The organism is Aeromicrobium panaciterrae (assembly GCF_031457275.1).
GTDB classification, from domain to species: Bacteria; Actinomycetota; Actinomycetes; order Propionibacteriales; family Nocardioidaceae; genus Aeromicrobium; species Aeromicrobium panaciterrae_A.
This window is the reverse complement of sequence record NZ_JAVDWH010000001.1, coordinates 1,405,551-1,424,061: the sequence shown is the minus strand read 5'-3', so window position 1 is coordinate 1,424,061 and position 18,511 is coordinate 1,405,551. Positions and strand designations below refer to the sequence as shown.

19 protein-coding genes are annotated in these 18,511 nt (G+C 64.3%); 6 read left to right on the top strand and 13 right to left on the bottom strand.

Annotation, left to right across the window (positions count from 1 at the left end; genetic code table 11):
• Positions 1–15: 15 nt before the first annotated feature.
• A complete protein-coding gene (locus J2X11_RS07395) occupies positions 16–948 on the top strand; it encodes a homocysteine S-methyltransferase family protein (RefSeq protein ID WP_309968739.1) in 933 nt (310 codons plus the stop codon).
• Here the strand turns inward: J2X11_RS07395 and J2X11_RS07390 are convergent.
• On the bottom strand, positions 945–1,499 hold the full coding sequence (locus J2X11_RS07390; protein ID WP_309968736.1) for a DinB family protein: 555 nt from the start codon (positions 1,497–1,499) through the stop codon (positions 945–947). The two genes, J2X11_RS07395 and J2X11_RS07390, sit on opposite strands and share 4 nt — an antisense overlap.
• Positions 1,500–1,557: 58 nt before the next feature.
• On the opposite strand from J2X11_RS07390, the gene J2X11_RS07385 reads away from it, so the two are divergent.
• On the top strand, positions 1,558–2,250 hold the full coding sequence (locus J2X11_RS07385) for a hypothetical protein (protein WP_309968733.1): 693 nt from the start codon (positions 1,558–1,560) through the stop codon (positions 2,248–2,250).
• Here J2X11_RS07385 and miaB read toward each other — a convergent pair.
• Complete coding sequence (miaB, locus tag J2X11_RS07380) at positions 2,247–3,710, bottom strand: tRNA (N6-isopentenyl adenosine(37)-C2)-methylthiotransferase MiaB (RefSeq protein WP_309968731.1); 1,464 nt, start codon at positions 3,708–3,710, stop codon at positions 2,247–2,249. The two genes, J2X11_RS07385 and miaB, sit on opposite strands and share 4 nt — an antisense overlap.
• A gap of 416 nt (positions 3,711–4,126) precedes the next feature.
• Between miaB and J2X11_RS07375 the strand changes: the two genes are divergently transcribed.
• The gene (locus J2X11_RS07375; RefSeq protein ID WP_309968727.1) at positions 4,127–4,330 is read left to right on the top strand and encodes a hypothetical protein; all 204 of its coding nucleotides are present in this window, start codon (positions 4,127–4,129) and stop codon (positions 4,328–4,330) included.
• A 148-nt stretch (positions 4,331–4,478) separates the two neighbouring features.
• Here the strand turns inward: J2X11_RS07375 and J2X11_RS07370 are convergent, their stop codons facing one another.
• Together J2X11_RS07370 and J2X11_RS07365 are read right to left on the bottom strand one after the other, a co-directional pair.
• The gene (locus J2X11_RS07370; RefSeq protein ID WP_309968724.1) at positions 4,479–4,886 is read right to left on the bottom strand and encodes a DUF2510 domain-containing protein; all 408 of its coding nucleotides are present in this window, start codon (positions 4,884–4,886) and stop codon (positions 4,479–4,481) included.
• Between the two features lie 61 nt (positions 4,887–4,947).
• Positions 4,948–5,499: a hypothetical protein gene (locus J2X11_RS07365; RefSeq protein ID WP_309968722.1), complete on the bottom strand. Its 552-nt coding sequence runs from the start codon at positions 5,497–5,499 to the stop codon at positions 4,948–4,950.
• A gap of 177 nt (positions 5,500–5,676) precedes the next feature.
• Here J2X11_RS07365 and J2X11_RS07360 point away from each other — a divergent pair, with 177 nt between their 5' ends.
• Entirely contained in the window at positions 5,677–6,660 is a 984-nt protein-coding gene (locus tag J2X11_RS07360) for an oxygenase MpaB family protein (protein ID WP_309968719.1), read from the top strand.
• Positions 6,657–7,259, top strand: a complete 603-nt coding sequence (locus tag J2X11_RS07355) for a TetR/AcrR family transcriptional regulator (protein ID WP_309968716.1) — start codon at positions 6,657–6,659, stop codon at positions 7,257–7,259. The genes J2X11_RS07360 and J2X11_RS07355 overlap by 4 nt, the downstream gene beginning before the upstream one ends.
• A 1-nt stretch (position 7,260) precedes the next feature.
• Here the strand turns inward: J2X11_RS07355 and J2X11_RS07350 are convergent, their stop codons facing one another.
• Positions 7,261–8,013, bottom strand: coding sequence for an isoprenyl transferase (locus J2X11_RS07350; protein WP_309968713.1), 753 nt, complete (start codon positions 8,011–8,013; stop codon positions 7,261–7,263).
• Positions 8,010–8,738: a DNA repair protein RecO gene (gene recO, locus J2X11_RS07345; RefSeq protein WP_309968710.1), complete on the bottom strand. Its 729-nt coding sequence runs from the start codon at positions 8,736–8,738 to the stop codon at positions 8,010–8,012. Before recO ends, J2X11_RS07350 begins: the two co-directional genes overlap by 4 nt.
• Positions 8,739–8,798: 60 nt before the next feature.
• On the opposite strand from recO, the gene J2X11_RS07340 reads away from it, so the two are divergent.
• Positions 8,799–9,191: a DUF3052 domain-containing protein gene (locus J2X11_RS07340; protein ID WP_309968707.1), complete on the top strand. Its 393-nt coding sequence runs from the start codon at positions 8,799–8,801 to the stop codon at positions 9,189–9,191.
• Here the strand turns inward: J2X11_RS07340 and J2X11_RS07335 are convergent.
• The 7 genes from J2X11_RS07335 to J2X11_RS07305 form a co-directional block, all read right to left on the bottom strand.
• Positions 9,188–9,622, bottom strand: coding sequence for a VOC family protein (locus J2X11_RS07335; RefSeq protein ID WP_309968704.1), 435 nt, complete (start codon positions 9,620–9,622; stop codon positions 9,188–9,190). The genes J2X11_RS07340 and J2X11_RS07335 overlap by 4 nt on opposite strands.
• Before the next feature lie 3 nt (positions 9,623–9,625).
• Entirely contained in the window at positions 9,626–11,128 is a 1,503-nt protein-coding gene (gene amaB, locus J2X11_RS07330) for an L-piperidine-6-carboxylate dehydrogenase (protein WP_309968701.1), read from the bottom strand.
• A gap of 1 nt (position 11,129) precedes the next feature.
• Positions 11,130–12,203 carry a saccharopine dehydrogenase family protein gene (locus tag J2X11_RS07325; RefSeq protein ID WP_309968698.1) on the bottom strand — a complete coding sequence of 358 codons (1,074 nt, stop codon included), beginning with the start codon at positions 12,201–12,203 and terminating at the stop codon, positions 11,130–11,132.
• Positions 12,204–12,298: 95 nt separating this feature from the next.
• Entirely contained in the window at positions 12,299–14,029 is a 1,731-nt protein-coding gene (gene leuA / locus J2X11_RS07320; protein ID WP_309968695.1) for a 2-isopropylmalate synthase, read from the bottom strand.
• Between the two features lie 130 nt (positions 14,030–14,159).
• On the bottom strand, positions 14,160–16,358 hold the full coding sequence (locus tag J2X11_RS07315) for a transglutaminase TgpA family protein (RefSeq protein ID WP_309968692.1): 2,199 nt from the start codon (positions 16,356–16,358) through the stop codon (positions 14,160–14,162).
• Positions 16,351–17,574, bottom strand: a complete 1,224-nt coding sequence (locus J2X11_RS07310; RefSeq protein WP_309968689.1) for a DUF58 domain-containing protein — start codon at positions 17,572–17,574, stop codon at positions 16,351–16,353. Before J2X11_RS07310 ends, J2X11_RS07315 begins: the two co-directional genes overlap by 8 nt.
• Positions 17,571–18,509 carry an AAA family ATPase gene (locus J2X11_RS07305; RefSeq protein ID WP_309968687.1) on the bottom strand — a complete coding sequence of 313 codons (939 nt, stop codon included), beginning with the start codon at positions 18,507–18,509 and terminating at the stop codon, positions 17,571–17,573. The genes J2X11_RS07310 and J2X11_RS07305 overlap by 4 nt, the downstream gene beginning before the upstream one ends.
• Positions 18,510–18,511: the final 2 nt, after the last annotated feature.

Genomic DNA, 18,511 nt, shown 5'->3' with positions numbered 1-18,511 from the left:
CTCTAGCCTCATCGGATGGCAACCACTGGATTCCCAGCCCAAAAGCCCGGTACGCAGTACCTCACCGAGGGCGGCATCGAGACCGAGATCATGTACAAGTGGGGCCACGAGCTCCCCGAGTTCGCCATGTATCCGTTGCTCGACAACCCAGCGGCAATGGACGACATGCGGACGATGTACCGCGGCTATCTCGACGCGGCTGCCACCCACAAGATGAACGCGCTCATGGGCGGGCTCGACTACCGGGCCAGCCCCGACTGGGGAACCAAGCTCGGCTACTCAGCTGAGGGACTAGCCGAAGCGAACCTCGCGTCGATCGACTTCCTGCGTACGTTGGCGGCCGAGTACGAGAACGACATCGACACGATCCTGATCCAGGGCTTCGTCGGCCCGCGCGGGGATGCGTACGAGCGCAATGTCGTCATGACCGCAGATGAGGCTGAGGACTACCACTCAGTTCAGCTCACGACTCTCAAGCAGGCAGGCGTCGACTTGGCTTGGGGCTTCACGTTCAACGACGAGCAGGAGTCGATCGGCCTCGCTCGTGCGGCCAAGGCGATCGGCGTACCTGCTGCGGTGTCGTTCACGCTGACGTCAGACGCTCGTGTGCACTCCGGCTCGACACTCGCCGACGCCATCAACACCGTGGACGCGGCGACGGATGGGTCGCTCGAGTTCTTCGCCATCAACTGCTCACATCCGGTCGAGTTCGGTCCGGCATTGACCGAAGGCGCGTGGACCGATCGACTGCGGGCGTTCAGGCCCAATGCCTCCAAGATGGAGAAGATCGCGCTCTGCCAGATCGGACACCTTGAAGAAGGCGAGCCTCCGGACCTCGCATCGATGATGGGCGACCTGTCGAAGCGCTACCCGCAGGTCGACATCTGGGGTGGCTGCTGCGGCACGGGCGCCGAGCACCTCAATCTGATCGCTGAAGCCGTCTCCTAGCGGAACGAGTCAGCGGCGGCCTGGATGCGATCCACATACGTCGACCAGTCGGTCTCGCTCGTCGCAGTGTCGGAACCCGTACGTCCGTCGATCAGCTCGCGGACGATGTCGGCATGGCCCGCGTGGTGCGCGGTGTCTTCGAGCACCCACACCAGCAGGTAGCCCAACGTCGTATCGGGCGAGGGCCAGTGTGGAACCCGACCTGGGATGTCGAGGTCGAGAGCCTCGATCGTCGCATCGCTGTGGGCGCAGGCTCGCTCGTACAGGCCGAGGATGTAGTCGCTCGACTCGTCGGCCTTCGCCCACATGTCAGCACCCTCCCAGACCGAGCCATCCTCATTCCACGGAAGCGCATCGGGTGGCGGGCGGTCGAACGAGTCGCCGAAGTAGACCTGCTCGACGCCGGTGAGGTGCTTGATCAGCCCAAGCAGGTTGGTGCCAGTCGGGGTCATCGGGCGGCGGCGATCGTACTCACTCAGCCCCTCGACCCTGTCGACCATGATGGCCCGACTCGCCTTGAGCTTCTCGTGCAGAACGCCTTTGAGATCCATGCAAGCCATGCTGCCATTCGGGGCCGACATGGCCTGAGCGGCTGACACACTTCTCCGTGTGACCACACCAGATGACCCGTACGCGGGACAACCTGCGCCTGAGCACGGGGCCACACCGGTGCAGCAGCCTGCGACTCCCCCGGTCCAGCCCCCATACTACGGGCAGCAACCGCATCCGTACTACTACGGCCCGCCAGTACCCAACCCTCCGAGCCGCGTCGCGTGGTTCGCGATTGGTGCTGGATCCATGCTCATGGTCGGGCTAGTCGGGCTCTTCGCACTCGGCGTGATCCTCGCCATCGTTGGCGGCGAGTTGGACGAGTACGCGGACGACAGCTACTACTACGTCGATCAGACATCGGTTCTCGATGCCGTGGAGGGTCCGTGCGAGGACATGCTCGAGGCCGGTGCCGAGGTCAAAATGTTCGACGATCCCAAGAAGATGGCTTCCGCAATCAGAGCCTTCGCGGTCACAGCACAAGGAGTCGCGGACGCCATCGCTTCGGCCAATCCGAATCAGGACAGCAAGGAGTGGCGAGCCGACTGGGAGACCCTGTCATCCGACCTGACCGCGTACGCCGGCAACTTGTCTGACGCCGGCGCGGGCGCCCTGTACACATCGACTCATCCATCCGGGGAGATGCCGGCCATGGTGCGCATGGCGTACGGCAGCGATGCGTACTGCGAGGTGCCTTCGGTCATCGTCGCCCTGGATCCAGAGGTCGACGAGTACAACTCCGGGCACTACTAAATCGCGCAGGCGGGTGCTGGCGGGAGCGGCGCGGGTGCGCCGAGCGTCGGCATACCGAGTCCCACGCTGAGTACTTGTGTCTTGCCCTGGCGTGACTCCCAAGCGTCGCCAGCCGGCGTACGGCGGTAGCTGATCGGCTCGTCATCGCTGACGAGGTGATGCGGGGCCGCGTACGTGATGCGCACTTCGACCATGTCGCCAGGCCGTACGGGATGGTCGCCGGGCGCGAAATGCACGAGGCGGTTGTCGCGAGCGCGGCCCGACAGGCGATGCATCGCATCATCCTTCTTGCCCTCGTGGTCGGCGACGAGCAGCTCGACGACCTGACCTTGTTGCTTCTTGGCCTCGTCCCACGCGACCTCGTTGACAACATGGACGAGTCGCTCGTATCGCTCCTGCACGACCGCCTTGGGCAGCTGATCGGGCAGGTCCGCGGCCGGAGTGCCGGGGCGCTGGGAGTACTGGAACGTGTAGGCACCCGTGAAGCGCGCGCGACGAACGACGTCGATCGTCTCGAGGAAATCCTCCTCGGTCTCGCCCGGGAAGCCGACGATGATGTCGGTCGTGATCGCGGCGTGGGGCATCGCTTCGCGGACGCGATCGATGATGCCGAGGTACTTCTCTTGGCGGTACGACCGGCGCATCGCCTTGAGCACGCGATCGGAGCCCGACTGCAGGGGCATATGGAGTTGCGGCATGACTGTCGGCGTCTCAGCCATCGCGGCGATGACGTCGTCGGTGAAGTCCTTGGGGTGAGGGCTGGTGAAACGTAAGCGCTCCAGCCCCTCGATCTGCCCGCAGGCGCGGAGCAACTTGCCGAAGGCGAGCTTGTCGCCGAACTCAACGCCGTACGAGTTCACGTTCTGGCCCAGCAGGGTGACCTCGACGACGCCATCAGCGACGAGCGCCTCGATCTCGGCGAGGATCTCGCCGGGTCGGCGGTCCTTCTCCTTGCCGCGCAGGCTCGGGACGATGCAGAACGTGCACGTGTTGTTGCACCCAACGCTGATCGATACCCACGCGGCGAACACAGAGTCGCGCTTGGTGGGCAGCGTCGACGGGAACATCTCGAGCGACTCGAGGATCTCAACCTGCGACTCCTCGGCGATGCGAGCGCGCTCGAGGAGGACGGGCAGTGAGCCGATGTTGTGCGTACCGAAGACGACGTCGACGTACGGCGCCTTCTTCGTGATCGTGTCGCGGTCCTTCTGCGCCAGGCAGCCACCGACGGCGATCTGCATGCCTGGGTTCTTCTCCTTGACCGACGCGATGTGGCCGAGGTTGCCGTAGAGCTTGTTGTCAGCGTTTTCACGCACGGCGCAGGTGTTGAAGACGACGAGGTCAGGTGTCTGATCGGTCGCGGCGGTGTAGCCGGCGGTCTCGAGTAGGCCCGACAGCCTTTCGCTGTCGTGCACGTTCATCTGGCACCCGTAGGTGCGCACCTCATACGTCTTCGTCATGACCGCTCAAGGATACGTGGGCGTTGATCTATGAATCCCAACGAGGACACCTGGCGGTTGCCGGCAGCGATTGTCTCTAACGCCCACGCGGAAAACTGCACGTGTCGGATGATGTGTGACATGCGCATTCACACCCGATTCTTCCTGTCCCTCCTCTTCGCTCTCGTTCTCGCTCCCGTAGCGGGCTGCGGTTCAGGCTCGGAACCCTCTGGTAGCGGCGAAAGTGTGAATCTGGCGAAAAGCTGGGTGCTCCCGATACCGAAGATGCAGCGGTCGCGGCGTTCAGCGCTTGGATCGATGCGATTGAGGAGGGAGACGGCAAAGCGGCATGCGCACTGCAGACAGATGAATACACGAAGGTTTCCCTGGCTGAGTCTGTTAAGGATGAATTCATCCCAAAGGGCGGGACATGCGAGATGGAGGTCGCGGCCGCCAAGGCTCTCTATGACGCGTTTGAGCTGGACTTCTCCGAGGCCAAGACAACCGTGACCGCGAAGTCTGCAAAGACGGCAACCATTGAATTCGTCCTCCTTGAGGAGGAAGGCGATACGTACACGATGGAGCTCGACTCGGATGGCTGGAAAGTCGCGGAAGAGGTCCAGACCGAATCCGACGAGTGAAGGTTGGTCCGAAACGTGTTCTAATCTGCATCCGGTACAAGCGCTCGTGAAGCGAGCGACCAATCAGCTCGCAGCCAATCCGAGTACGTGCTACTCACCCTGATTGGGTCGACGCACCTCTTGCAGCGCAAGGACAACGAACCGGAAGCTAGTTTCGCCTTGCCAGCCGATAAACGCCGTACACCACGGCCATTAGGAAGTCGACGACTACCCAAAAGGCAACGATCAGCGCAACGCCAATGCTGGTGCCCACGTCGGACGCAGCATTGCAGGTTTCGAGATCAAGGGATCCGCAATCGCTCGGATTGCCTGATCCAGTTGACGCGCCTCCAACAACCCAAACGATAAAGAGCACCTGCACGGCCATGAACACCCACAGGAACACACGCTTCTTCTTCTTTTTGGGCTCAGATGTCGCTTGCCCAACTAGCGGCCCGACGTCTGCTTGGAAATGCTCCGTCCATTCATTGCCGTCCCACCACTGCATCCGGCCAGAATTCGGATAGAAGCCAGCCGGCGGCTTGCTTGCGCCCGTAGGCGGGACTGCTTCTGACATGTGGATACCTCTTCTTAGAGAAGATGCTCGACTGGCTGGTTACCGAGGCGAGCTTTCAGCCTTACAGAGCGAAGTCGGCATAGACCGTGTCGAAATCGGCGTCATAGCCTTCGACCGACAGGGTCGCTCCCGTGAGCAGGTTCGTAGCGATGTCGAACACGACTTGGCCTTTCACCGTGCCACCCTTGCGCGCCTCGGTGGGGACTTCGGCCGTGTCTGCTGGGGTTACCGCGCTTGCGGAGTCGTTGACTTGGTTGTCATTCCCAGTCACTGTCCACGAGAGATCAGAAAATATGTCGGCGGTCCGTTCGGAGCCGTTGTAAGTGGCCTCAAACGAGACCAACACGTACTGGCCCTTGGGCTTTTCGTTGAACTCGTTCGCTTTTTCGATAGCGGAGTTGGCATCCAACACAACCTTTGTGACTCTGACATCCCAATCGCCTACCTCTACCAAGTCTCCAACCTTGGCAGTCTCCTTCACTGCTTCAGTCGGCTCAGTCTTCTCGACCTGTGCAGGCGTGCCCGTGTCTTTGACCTTCGCCTCTTTGTCATCACAGCCAGCCAAACCAAACACGGCGACCAGTACCAGCGGAATGAGAAGCGAACGCTTCATTTGTAAGCCTCCAGGGAGTGTCGAATTCGGTCAGACTCGCACACTCCTTCAGGAGATTCTCAGATTCCTCTAAATTGAGTGGCGCGACCGAGTCCCGGCAACTTCGGATCTGCTTGACGGGATGCACTAGTTACGCAACCATACATACGGATGCGTAACTAACTCCCAGGAGCTCACATGACCTCGAGTCGCCCCAACACCCGCAAGATCGTCAAGCGCCAGCGCGAGGACCACGGATTCTTCGGCCCCGACTCGGTCACCTGGCGTCTGTGGGGCTACCCGACATCGCTGACGGTCGGCTTCCAGCGCTCCGTCGTGATCGAGGAGCTCGACCCGTTCCTACTCGCCGCAGTCGTCGGCACCGACAAGGTGCGCTACAACCCTGCCGGCCGTTACGACAACACGATCATCTACTTCGCGACCATGGCGCTCGGCGACAGCCGCGCAGCGATCGAGGCGTCGGAGATCCTCGTACGCGTGCATTCGAAGGCCACCGGCATCGAGCCTGTCAGCGGCCGCCCCTACAGCGCCAACGACCCCGAGACGCAGCTGTGGATCCACCTCACCGCATGGCACTCGATCCTATACGTCTACGAGACCTTCGGACCCGGCCGCTTGTCCGAAGAGGACGAGAAGCAGTACTGGGCTGAATGTGCGATCGCTGCTGAGCTTCAGACCTGCGACCCAGCTGATGTGCCGCGTGATCGCGAGGGCATCCGCCAGTACTTCGAAGACGTACGTCCGCGACTCTGCGTGACCACCGAGACGCAGGACATGATGGACCACCTCCTGGACGCCGCGATCCTCGTCCAGCCCCGACAGCTCGTACTGCGACCGTTCACCACCGTGATCGGCAAGGTCACGCGCGCTGCCACGATCTCGACGTTCCCGAAGTGGATGCAGAAGATGAGCGGGTTCAACCAGTCGTGGGCGACGCGCCTCGTCGTACGACCGCTGGTCAAGATCTCCGCGCGCCTCGCCACTCCGCTGCCAATCAAGCTGCGGGTACTCAAGGTCATCTCCCCCGGCACACTCGCCGTGGTGAAGCCAGCACTCACCGGCGAAGAGCCGATCAACCCCGTCGTCGTCACTCCGGCCGAGGCTCGCGCGAAGTACGGACGCCTCGCTTCGCCGGCAGAGCTGGCGCTGCAGGCCGTATGACCGCGCGAGCGCGTCAGCCGCGCCTGAGCATCGAAGTACGCCGTGAGCAGGTGCTCGACGCCGCACTCGAGATCATCGTCGAGGACGGCTATTCGGCCGCTTCGATGGAGGCGATCGCTCGACGCGTCGATATCGCCAAGCCTGTGGTCTACAACGCCTTCGGTGATCGTCAGAAGCTGCTGATGGCATTGCTCGAACGCCAGGAAGAACGCGCCTTCACTGCGCTGGCTGCCGCCATGCCACCTCGAGCAGCGGACAGCGCACCCGAGGATGCGCTCATCTCCTGGGCCAACACGCTGGCGATCGCGATCCACGAGCAGCCCACCTTGTGGCGGCTCATGCTGATGCCCACGGATGGAACGCCCGAGATCGTACGTGCGCACATCGACGAGGGCCGCGAGTTCGTGCTCAACCAGATCCGCGGAGTGCTCAGCGAGTACCTCACTGGCGCAGAGATGGACGTCGAGGTGGCTGCGGTGGCCGTACTGGCGATGGCCGAGGGTCTGGCGGCGAAGCTCATCACCGAGCCAGATGCGTACCCACCCAAGCGCGTCGTTGCCTTCGCCAAAGGTGCGCTGAAGCTGATCTCCGCAGAGTGATCTAGGCCGAGCCGTAGCGGCGGTTGCGAGCCGCGTACTCCTCGATCGCTGCCCACAGGGCTCGCCGATCGACGTCAGGCCAGGCGATGTCAGAGAACACCATCTCGGCATACGCAGACTGCCACAGCAGGAAGTTGCTGGTGCGCTGCTCCCCCGACGTCCGCCAGAACAGATCGACATCTTCCATGTCCGGCTCGTCGAGGTAGCGGGCGAACGTACGCTCCGTGACCTTGTCTGGGTTGACCTTGCCGGCAGCTACATCGCGCGCGAGGGCGGCAGCGGCGTCGGCAATCTCAGCTCGGCCGCCGTAGTTGACGCACATCGTGAGGGTGAGGACCTTATTGTGCTTGGTCATCTCCTCGGCGACCTCGAGCTCCTTGATGACACTGCGCCACAGCCTGGGACGACGACCGGCCCAACGCACACGTACGCCGAGCTCATGCATCGCGTCGCGACGACGTCGGATGACATCGCGGTTGAAGCCCATCAGGAAGCGCACCTCGTCGGGTGAGCGCTTCCAGTTCTCGGTCGAGAACGCATAGGCCGACACTGCCTTCACGCCGACCTCGATCGCTCCTTCGACGACGTCGAACAGCGCGGCCTCCCCCATCTCGTGACCGGCCGTACGCGGCAGTCCGCGGGCTTTGGCCCAGCGGCCGTTGCCGTCCATGACGATCGCAACGTGCTTGGGCACCTGCTCAATGGGGATGGCAGGAGGCTTGGCACCCGAGGGGTGCGGCGTGGGCTTGATCATCGATCGACGTGGCTCAGCGATCGAAGGCCTCGCTCCAGGTGCCACGAGAGGTAGGCGCTGACGATACTGCTCGCCTCGCGGCGGGTGCGGTCGTCGGAGGTCGCGACGGTCTCCCAGTCACCGCTGAGCAGACCAGCGAGCAGGGTGACCGTGAACGGCGACGGAGCGGCGGAACCGGCGACGCGACAGTCGTCGCACAACATGCCGCCGGACTGAGCGCTGAAGTTGCGGTGCGGGCCCTCGGCGCCACAGCGCGCACAACCATCAAAAGTCGGTGCATAGCCGGCGATCGAGAGAGCTCGAAGTTGGTAGGAGTCGAGGATCAGGCTGGGCGTCATACGGCCCTCGGTCAGCGCATGCAGCGCGCCGGTCAGCAGCTGGAACTGCTGGATCGCGGGCTCGCCGTCCTCCTGCACGAGCCGCTCTGCGGTCTCGAGCATGGCGGTGCCCGCGGTGTAGGCGGCGTAGTCGGCGCCCAGATCCTTGGCGAAGGCATTGACCGTCTCGACCTGCGTGATGATGTCGAGCGAGCGTCCCTCGGCGAGCTGGAGCTCAACGTGCATGAATGGTTCGAGTCGGCCACCGAAGCGTGATGTCGTCTTGCGGATGCCCTTGGCAACAGCGCGTACGAGACCGCGTTCGCGGGTCAGCAGCGTGATGATGCGGTCTGCCTCGCCGAGCTTGTGTACGCGCAGCACGATGCCAGCGTCGCGGTAGAGACTCACCCCCTCATTGTGCCGTGCAGGGAGGACGAAAGCCGCACACGCCGCGCCTATGCTCGTGCCATGACCGAGGGATATTCCGGTACGCCGCAGCTCAAGAAGCTCGGCATCAAGCCAGGCGTACGACTGGTTGTCGTGGGCAAGTCGCCCGACTGGGAGTTCGCCGAGCCGCTCGAGGACGTTGAGCTGGTCGAGCCCGGTCCCACCGATGTGGCGCTGGTGTTCGTACGAGAGCGCGGGCAGATCGACTACGCCACGTGGGGTAAGTGGATCTTCCCCGCCGGTTCGATCTGGGTGGCATGGCCACGCAAAGCCGCAGGTCACGTCAGCGATGTCGACGAGAACGCAATCCGGGATGCCGCATTAGAACTCGGCTTGGTCGACGTGAAGGTCGCCGCGATCGACACCGACTGGTCAGGATTGAAGATCGTCTGGCGCAAGGAGAACCGGAGCTAGTCGAGGCAGAACTCGTTGCCCTCGGGGTCGTACATCACGATGATTCCTTCATCCATCGCATTGCCCTCCAACCGATACCACTCGCTCGCGCCCATCGCGATGAGGCGATCAGCCTCGGCCGACAGCGCCGCCATACGCTCGTCACCGGTCAAGCCAGGGGCAGCGCGTACGTCGAGGTGAACCCGGTTCTTGGCGGTCTTGCCCTCGGGTACCCGCTGGAAGAAGATCCGTGGCCCGACGCCGTCGGGGTCGATCAGGGCCGAACGAGAGTTTCGCTCCTCGGGCGGCACGCCCCAAGCGTCGAGGGCAGCGTCCCAGGTCTCAAATTCGGCTGGAGGCGGTGCGAGAACATAGCCGAGAGCCTCTGCCCAGAATCCCGCAAGAGCAGCAGGGTCAGCGCAATCGAACGCGAATTGGATGACTTTGGCCATGGCTCAGACGAACTCCACGCCCTGTGCGAGCGGCAGCTCGGTTGAGTAGTTGACCGTGTTCGTCGACCGACGCATGTATGCCCGCCAGGCATCCGAGCCCGACTCGCGACCGCCACCGGTCTCCTTCTCGCCACCGAACGCTCCGCCGATCTCGGCGCCCGAAGGACCGATGTTGACGTTCGCGATGCCGCAGTCCGAGCCGACGACCGATACGAATGTCTCGGCCTCGCGGACATTGAGCGTGAAGATCGACGACGACAAGCCCTGGGCCACGTCGTTGTGAAGCGCGAGCGCCTCATCGAAGTCGGAGTAGGTCAGGACGTACAACAGGGGTGCGAACGTCTCGGCCTTCACGATCTCGGTCTGCTTGGGCATGTCGATGATCGCTGGGTGCACGTAGAAGCCACCGTCGCTCTCCGACTGTGTGCCGCCGGTGACCAGGTCGCCGCCATCGGACTGCGCCTGCGCAACGGCAGCGCCGAAGGCACTGAACGCCTGCTCGTCGACCAGCGGTCCGACCAGCGTCGAGGACTCCAGCGGCGAACCGATCGGGAGCGTCTCGTACGCGGCCTTGAGGCCAGCCACGAGCTCGTCCTTGATCGATTCGTGCACGATGATGCGGCGCAGCGAGGTGCAGCGCTGGCCGGCAGTGCCGACAGCCGAGAACACGATGCCGCGTACGGCGAGGTCGAGGTCCGCGGATGGAGCGACGATCGCGGCGTTGTTGCCGCCGAGCTCGAGGAGCGTACGACCGAGGCGAGCGGCCACGCGAGGTGCGACCTCCTTGCCCATGCGGGTCGAACCGGTCGCCGACACCAGAGCCACGCGGCGGTCATCGACCATGAGCTCGCCAACCGTACGGTCACCGATCAGCAGAGCCGACAGACCATCGGGCACGCCAGCACGGCGTCCGGCTTCGGCGGCAAGTGCCTGGCAACCGACAGCGGTGAGCAGCGTCTTCTCCGACGGCTTCCAGACGACTGCGTCGCCACAGACGAAGGCGAGCGCAGCGTTCCAGGACCACACGGCAACCGGGAAGTTGAAGGCCGAGATGACGCCAATGACGCCCAGCGGGTGCCACTGCTCCATCATCCGGTGGCCGGGACGCTCCGTGGCGATCGTCAAACCATGCAGCTGGCGCGACAGGCCAACAGCGAGATCGCAGATGTCGATCATTTCCTGGACCTCGCCGAGGCCCTCCGAAACGATCTTGCCGGCCTCGATCGAGACCAGAGCGCCGAGATCTTCCTTGTGCTCACGCAGCAGCTCACCGAGCTCGCGCACGAACTGACCGCGTACCGGGGCCGGTACAGTGCGCCACTGCTCGAACGCCGACTGGGCGCGCCCGATGATGTCGGACGTCTCGTCGGGCGTGTGCGACTTCAGGCGGCCGATCTCGCTACCGTCGATCGGCGAGCGGCAGATCAGGTCGCCGTCTGCGACGAACGGGTCGCCGGCGCCGAGGCGTCCGAGGATGTCCTTCGTACGGGTTGCAATGTCAGTCATGTCAGATCCGTCCCTGCTCGGCGAAGTGCCGGCCTGCCTGTGTTGAGTAGAGCTGCTCGAGGGTGATGTCTTCCTGCTTGATGAAGCCAGCCGCCGGGAGCACGCCGTCGGCAACGAGCTCGACGACGCTGACCGCTGAAGCAGCCGTGGTCCACGAGATGGCGCGCCAGATGCGCCCCGAGATGTCGAGTGGCTTGTAGCCGCGTACGTAGTTCTCGCGGAACGGCTGGCCTGACTTCACACCTTCGACAGCGGCGTGGATGTAGACGATGTCGTCGTTGACCGGTGGCTTTGAGTCGACCAGCATCTTGCCGACCAGCTCGGGCTGATCACGCAGGTTGAGCTCGTCGAACAGGAAGTGCATCTGCTCGAAGTGCCCGGGGTAGCGCAAGGTCTTGTAGTCGAGGCGCCGGACGCCACCTTCGTACGTCTGGCACATCGTGCCGAGACCGCCGGAGGTCAGCGCCGCTTCGAGCTCGATGCCGCCGATGAAGACGCGCTCCTTCTCGGTCATTGCGGGCACCATCTGGCGGTGGCCAGAGCGAAGGACTTCACAGTCGTTGAGGTATTCGTTGACGACACCCTCGGGCGACCAGTTGATGGCGTAGCCGAGCAGACCCGTCGGGTTCTGCGGCAGCGCGCCGACCTTGAGCTCGATCGAGCGGATCTCGTCGAACGTCTTGGCAATCGAGGCACCAATGATGCCGATCAGACCGGGCGCGAGACCGCACTGCGGCGCGAAGGCGATCTGGGCACCTTCGGCGAGCTCGATGACGCGGTTGGTCGTCGGCACGTCCTCGGTGAGGTCGAAGTAGTGCACGCCCGCGTCGGCAGCAGCCTCGGCGACCGCAATGTTGAGGCTGTAGGGCAGGCACGAAATGACCGCGTCCACTCCGCGCAGCGACTCGCTCAGACCGTCACGCACATCCAGCGGTCGCACTTCGAACCCGAGGTCGTCGCGGGGCGCTGCGTCATACCCGATGACCTTGAAGCCGGACTCCCCCAGCATGACGGCCACGAGCTCGCCGACCTTGCCCAGACCGAATACGGCCACCTGATTGATGATGCGCGCCACGAACCCTCCTCCGTAGAAACCGAACTATCGTTCGGTCTAGAAGAATCCTATCGCGTCAGGGTCCGACGACTGTACCGGCCGGTACAGTCGGCGAGTCAGTCTGGAACCGCAGTCCCAGCCGCACGGTTGGCGGCCGACACCACTGCCCGCAGCGATGCCGTCACGATGTTGGCGTGGATGCCAACACCCCAGACGGTTTCGCCAGCGACGCTGCACTCGACGTAGGCGGCGGCTTGCGAGTCGCCACCCTTCGACAGAGCGTGCTCTGAGTAGTCGAGCACCTGGATGTCCGCACCGGCTTGGCGCATGCCATCGACGAACGCCGCAACTGGGCCATTGCCCTCGCCCTTGAAGGCGCGAACCTCACCACGTACGCGCAGGTCAACGACCTGCTGGTCGCGACCGTCTTCAGCCGTCACCGAGCTGAAGCTCTGGAGCTCGTAGGGCTCGACACGATCGATGTATTCGCGCTGGAATGCCGCCCAGATCTCGTTGGGCTCGATCTCGCCAGCCTCACCCTCGGTGAGCTCCTGCACGACACGACTGAACTCGATCTGCAGTCGCCGCGGCAGGTCGAGGTGGTGGTCGTTCTTGAGGATGTACGCGACGCCGCCCTTGCCGGACTGGCTGTTGACGCGGATCACGGCTTCATACGTACGGCCGACGTCCTTGGGGTCGATCGGCAGGTACGGAACCGCCCACGTGACGTCATCGACGGACTCGCCGGCTTCGGCAGCGTCCTTCGCCAGCGCCTCCAGGCCCTTCTTGATCGCGTCCTGGTGCGAGCCCGAGAACGCGGTGTAGACCAGGTCGCCGCCGTACGGGTGACGCTCCGGAACCGGCAGCTCGTTGCAGTATTCGACCGTGCGACGGATGCCGTCGATGTCGCTGAAGTCGATCTGCGGGTCGATGCCCTGGCTGAACAGGTTGAGGCCGAGCGTCACCAGGCATACGTTGCCGGTGCGCTCGCCATTGCCGAACAAGCAGCCTTCGATGCGATCGGCGCCGGCCAGGTAGCCCAGCTCTGCGGCTGCAACGCCGGTACCGCGGTCGTTGTGAGGGTGCAGCGACAGCACGATGCTGTCGCGGCGAGGCAGGTTGCGGTGCATCCACTCGATCGAGTCGGCGTAGACGTTCGGCGTGGCCATCTCGACGGTCGCCGGCAGGTTGATGATCAGCGGCCAGTCAGGCGTCGGGTTGATGACCTCGATGACCTTGCTGCAGACCTCGAGCGCGTAGTCGAGCTCGGTACCCGTGTAGGACTCCGGCGAGTACTCGTACGAAATCTTGGTGTCAGGCGTGTGGATGTCGGCGTACTTCATGCACAGCCGTGCACCCTGCGTCGCGATGTCGGTGATGCCGTCCTTGTCCAGCCCAAACACGACGCGGCGCTGCAGCGTGGACGTCGAGTTGTAGAAGTGCACGATGGCCTGCTTGGCGCCGACCAGCGACTCGAAGGTGCGGTCGATCAGCGGCTCACGGCACTGCGTCAGCACCTGGATCACCACATCGTCAGGGATGTGGTCACCCTCGATGAGCTGGCGTACGAAGTCGAAGTCGGTCTGGCTGGCGCTGGGGAAACCGACCTCGATCTCCTTGTAGCCCATCTCGACGAGCAACTTGAACATCGCCAGCTTGCGCGGCGGGGTCATGGGGTCGATCAGGGCCTGGTTGCCGTCGCGCAGGTCAACAGCGCACCAGCGAGGTGCCTGCGTGATGGTCTTGGCTGGCCAGGTGCGGTCTTCCAGGGCGATCGGCACAAATGGCTCGTATCGCCCAAAGGGCATACCGCTGGGTTGCTGTGGGGTGTTGGGGTAGCTCGTCATCGGAGATTTCCTCGTGAAGTTTGTCTGGGGCTGAGGTGGCCGGTACGTGACAAACTCCGCGCCGAGGGGTCCGACCTAGAGGACCTCGACGCGGCAACGAAGGAGCAGGCTCTTCATCCGCATGATGGATTTAGGCTAGCACCTCGGGCCGGAGGACCGCGTAGGTTCCCCGCCCTGCGAGCGAGCGTGGCAGGGCGGCCGCCCGCAGCCGTTCGCCGCGGGAGGCACCCTCGCCCAGAGAGCGAAGGACTGCTCGCAGGTCTGCACGGCCATCCTTCTCCTGTGCACCTGCCCTGGAGAACCGCTCCGCCTCAACCTGCCGGAGCAGCCTGTCGAGCGCCTCAACATTGACTCCCTTGCGCGTACGCAGACGTGAAGCGAACCCTCGCGGGGTGTCAGCACGCGACGTGACGATGCCGAAGTCTTGCGCGGTGTCCTCGAGCTCGTGCCACAGCGGATCGACGGCCCGGCGGCTCGTACGCCACCACCGTCGAATGTGCCGCAGCAGCCACGGCGTGATCCCCAGCAGGAGCAGGCCGGCAAACGTGACGACCATCGTGCGCGTTGTTGTGGAGTCGGCCGTCTCGGTCGGAGCTGGACCGTCTGCACCGAACTCCTGGCCGTCGAGTCCGCCGGGACGCTGGGTCGCGTCGCCCTCGCCGCCGGTCGACTCAGGCACGACGCCGTTGGCCTCGGCAAACGCAGTCGCCGATCCCACGCCCGGGGTCGGTTCAAAGCCAACCCAGCCTGCGCCCTCGAAGTAGAGCTCAGTCCACGCATGAAGATCATCGGACGTGTTGCCGTACACGTTCTTGCCGGCGCGAATGTCGATGACGTCACCGGGCGCGTAGCCGACCGCAATGCGCGACGGAATGCCGAGCGTGCGCGCCATGACAGCCATGGTCGACGAGAAATGAACGCAGTAGCCGGTCTTCTTGTCGAGGAACTGGGCGATCACGTCCACGCCATTGCCGTCGTACCCGTCAGCGACCGGTGCCGACTCGGAGTAGCGGAAGCTGCCGTTGCGCAGGTAGCGCTGCAACGCCAAGGCCCGGTCGTAGTCGTTCCCCGCATCCGCGGTGACCTCGCGCGCTGTCGCACCAATGATCGTGGGCATGTTGGACGGCAACGTGAGGTACGGCTCGAGCGAAGGCCTGGACCTCGACGCCAGCGCGCGCATCTGGTCAGCAGTTGGGGCGATCTTGATGCTGTTGACGGTGTAGGTCTGACCGCGGGTGTCGCTGCGGGTCGATCGGATCGTCAGTCCCATACGTTCGAATTGCCAGGGGCCCTTGAGTCCCGAGATGCCCAGAGCCGGATAGGGCGCCGGCACCAACGAGCTGCGGAGGTTCTTGATCGAGATGGTCGTCAGCGTGTCGGTCGTCTTGATGTCGGGATCGAGCCCGATCTGGCCCTCGAACCGGTCACCAGCGACCGACTCCCCCGGGTGCCAGGTCTTGCCCGAGAAGTCTCGCAGCGTCGAGACCTTCAGGTAGGGCGCTGACTTGGCGTTTGTCGTATAGGTCAGTGCGAGCGTCGTGCTGTTGCGGCGAAGGTTCTGACCCAACTCGAGCATGGGGTTGATACCGCGCCCGAACACCGGAGTTGGAGCTTTGCCCCACGAGGTGGCGACTGCTCGAATGTCGGGCAACAGCGGCGGAATCAGCGCGCTCACCATCAGGGCCAGGATCGCGACGATCAGGGCCGGTGAGCGCCCACGCCACCCTCGATCCGTACGTTCGCGGGTGCGCGACCTGAGCAGGAACAGCCACAGGGTGGCCACAACGATGAAGATCCACACCGCGGGCGTATCACCGGCAGTGATGGCTGGTGCGACAAAGACCGCCACCAGCATCACGCCGACGAACTGTGCGGCTCGTGCGCGCTCCAGTAGCCAGTCGCCCAAGATCGCGAGGAGACCGAATGCTCCCGCGATCACCAAGACGATCGGCTTGGCCGCGGCGACGGGTGCGGCCTCCTCGACCATGATGTCCTGCGCACGACCGAGCATGCGGCCCAGCTCGGCGAGGCTGCTGGGCGTCGGGATGATGCCCAGCATCGTCTCCGGCACGAAGATCCAGGCGAGCACCAATAGCTCGACGACCATGGCGATTGGCCAGACCCTTCGTACTCCCACCGATCGCAGCACGGCGCAGGTGACACCGGTCAAGATCGCCACGAGGATCGCCGACACGTACCAGGAGCGTCCATCGATGACGGTGGTGAAGCCGGAGAGAAGCGCCGCCAAGGCGGCGGCGAGCAGAGCGTGATCGGACCACACGGCGCGTGCGCTGCGCCGCGTCGTCTGGCGAGCGGCCGGTCTAAGCACGGATGACCCCGTCGAACAGCGACCACATCTGGTTCAGGTCGTCGTTGGGCCGATAGGTGACGACCTTCCAGCGCGCGTCATCGAGCACATCGAGCGCCGCGGCGGACGTACCGGCGGCGACGAAGGCGTGCACGTCGCGCGCTCCCCCGACGGCGTGCACCCAGTGCTCGGCGCGCGGTATGTCGATGCGGCCAAGAATCGCGAAGGCAGCACGCTCGGGCTTCATGTGGCGATCGTGATCGTTCTCGTCCGGCTCGAGTACGGCGAGATCGACCATCGCGTCCTCGACGGAGTCCTGGCCGTCGGCGATCTCGTATTCGATCGCGGGGCTGCTGGTCTGGAACGCCACCACGTAGCCCGTACGCGCAAGGTGATGAACGATCGACGCAGCGGCGACGATCCCCCACTCGAACGTCGGCGAGTGCTCCCACAGGCCCTTGCCGTCCCGAGCCGTGCCCTGCGAACGCGGGTCGCAGTCGAGGAACACCCCTGCTCGCGGGTTGATCTGCTGCTCCTCCTGCCGCACCATCAACTCACCCCGATGGGCGGTCGCCTTCCAGTGCAGACGCTTCATGGCGTCACCCGGCAGGTAGGCGCGGGCGATGATGTCGTCGTCGCCGACGCCGACATGTTGCGGAGCGGGACGAGTCGCTCCGGCATCACTCTCACCGCGTGGAGCCAACGGCTGCAGATCAATCCGCCGCGGGAGAACAATCAAGGGTTCGGGCGATCCGAACGAATGCCGCCGAAACACCAGGCCGAACGGATCGAGCACCTGCACGCGCAGAGGGCCGATCGAGTGGCGGCCGCGTCGCAGGCCCTGTAATCCGTACGAAAACGAGACCCGCGAGTCCTCCTGACGGCTTCCTCCCAGCGCCGGGAGAACCCCCGCCGAGTCGCCGGAGATCCCCGCGGGCAGTTCGTCCTGCCATTCGGCTTCCAGGCACGGGATCATCGACAGATTCGTGACTCGTACGGTCGCCTTGGCCGTGTTGCCAGGCGCCACGACCTGCGGTGAGAACGATCGCTCAATACGTACGTTCGAGTGGCCGCCGAACACGAAGATCGTCGAGAACAGGACGAGACCGGCCAGCAGAACCGTGACGTACAGCAGCGCAGGCAGCGACAGGACCGGTGCGGCGACAAAGCAGACCAACGCGGCGATCAGGAAGCCGATGCCCCGCGGGGTGAGAACGACAGAGCGCGCCGGCCTCACGACGGCTGGACGGCTCCGGCGGGCACTGGCGTCTCCGCCACAATGCGCTCCATGACGTCCGCGGTATCCGCAACACCGCGCATCGGGATGAGTCGGTGCGGGAGCACCACAGGGATCAGCACATCAATGTCGTCTGGAAGTACGAAGTCGCGACCCTGCACTGCGGCCCTGGCCTTGGCCGCGCGCACCAACTGGAGGGTGGCTCGCGGGCTGGCCCCGAGCCGGAGCTCAGCGTCATCGCGGGTGGCTTGAGCGATGTCGACGGCGTACTGCTCGACCGCGGGCGACACGTAGATCGCGCGGGCGGCGGCGATCATGCTCTGCACGTCCTCGATCGATGCGACCGCGTCGAGCTGGTCGAACGGGTTGCTGGTGTCGCGGCCCTGCACCATCTCGAGTTCGGCGGCCGGCGACGGGTAGCCCATCGAGATGCGTGCCATGAAGCGGTCGCGCTGAGCCTCGGGCAACGCGTACGTGCCCTCCATCTCGAAGGGGTTCTGCGTGGCGACGACCGTGAAGGGGCTGCCCAGCTCGTACGTGGTGCCGTCGACCGTGACCTGGCGTTCTTCCATGGCCTCGAGCAGCGCGGACTGGGTCTTGGGCGAGGCACGGTTGATCTCGTCGCCGATGACGATGTTGGCGAACACTGCTCCGGGCTTGAACTCAAACTCACGGTCAGCCTGGTTGTAGACCGAGACGCCAGTGATGTCGGAAGGCAGCAGATCCGGAGTGAACTGGATGCGGCGAACCGAGCAGCTGACTGAGCGAGCGAGCGCCTTGGCGAGCACGGTTTTGCCGACGCCCGGAACGTCTTCGATCAGCAGGTGGCCTTCGGCCAGGAACACAACAAGTGCGGCTTCAGCCGCTTCTGGTTTGCCGTCGATGACCTTCTCGATGTTGGCGAGGATGGCTCGAGCGGCTGTCTCAAACTCCATAC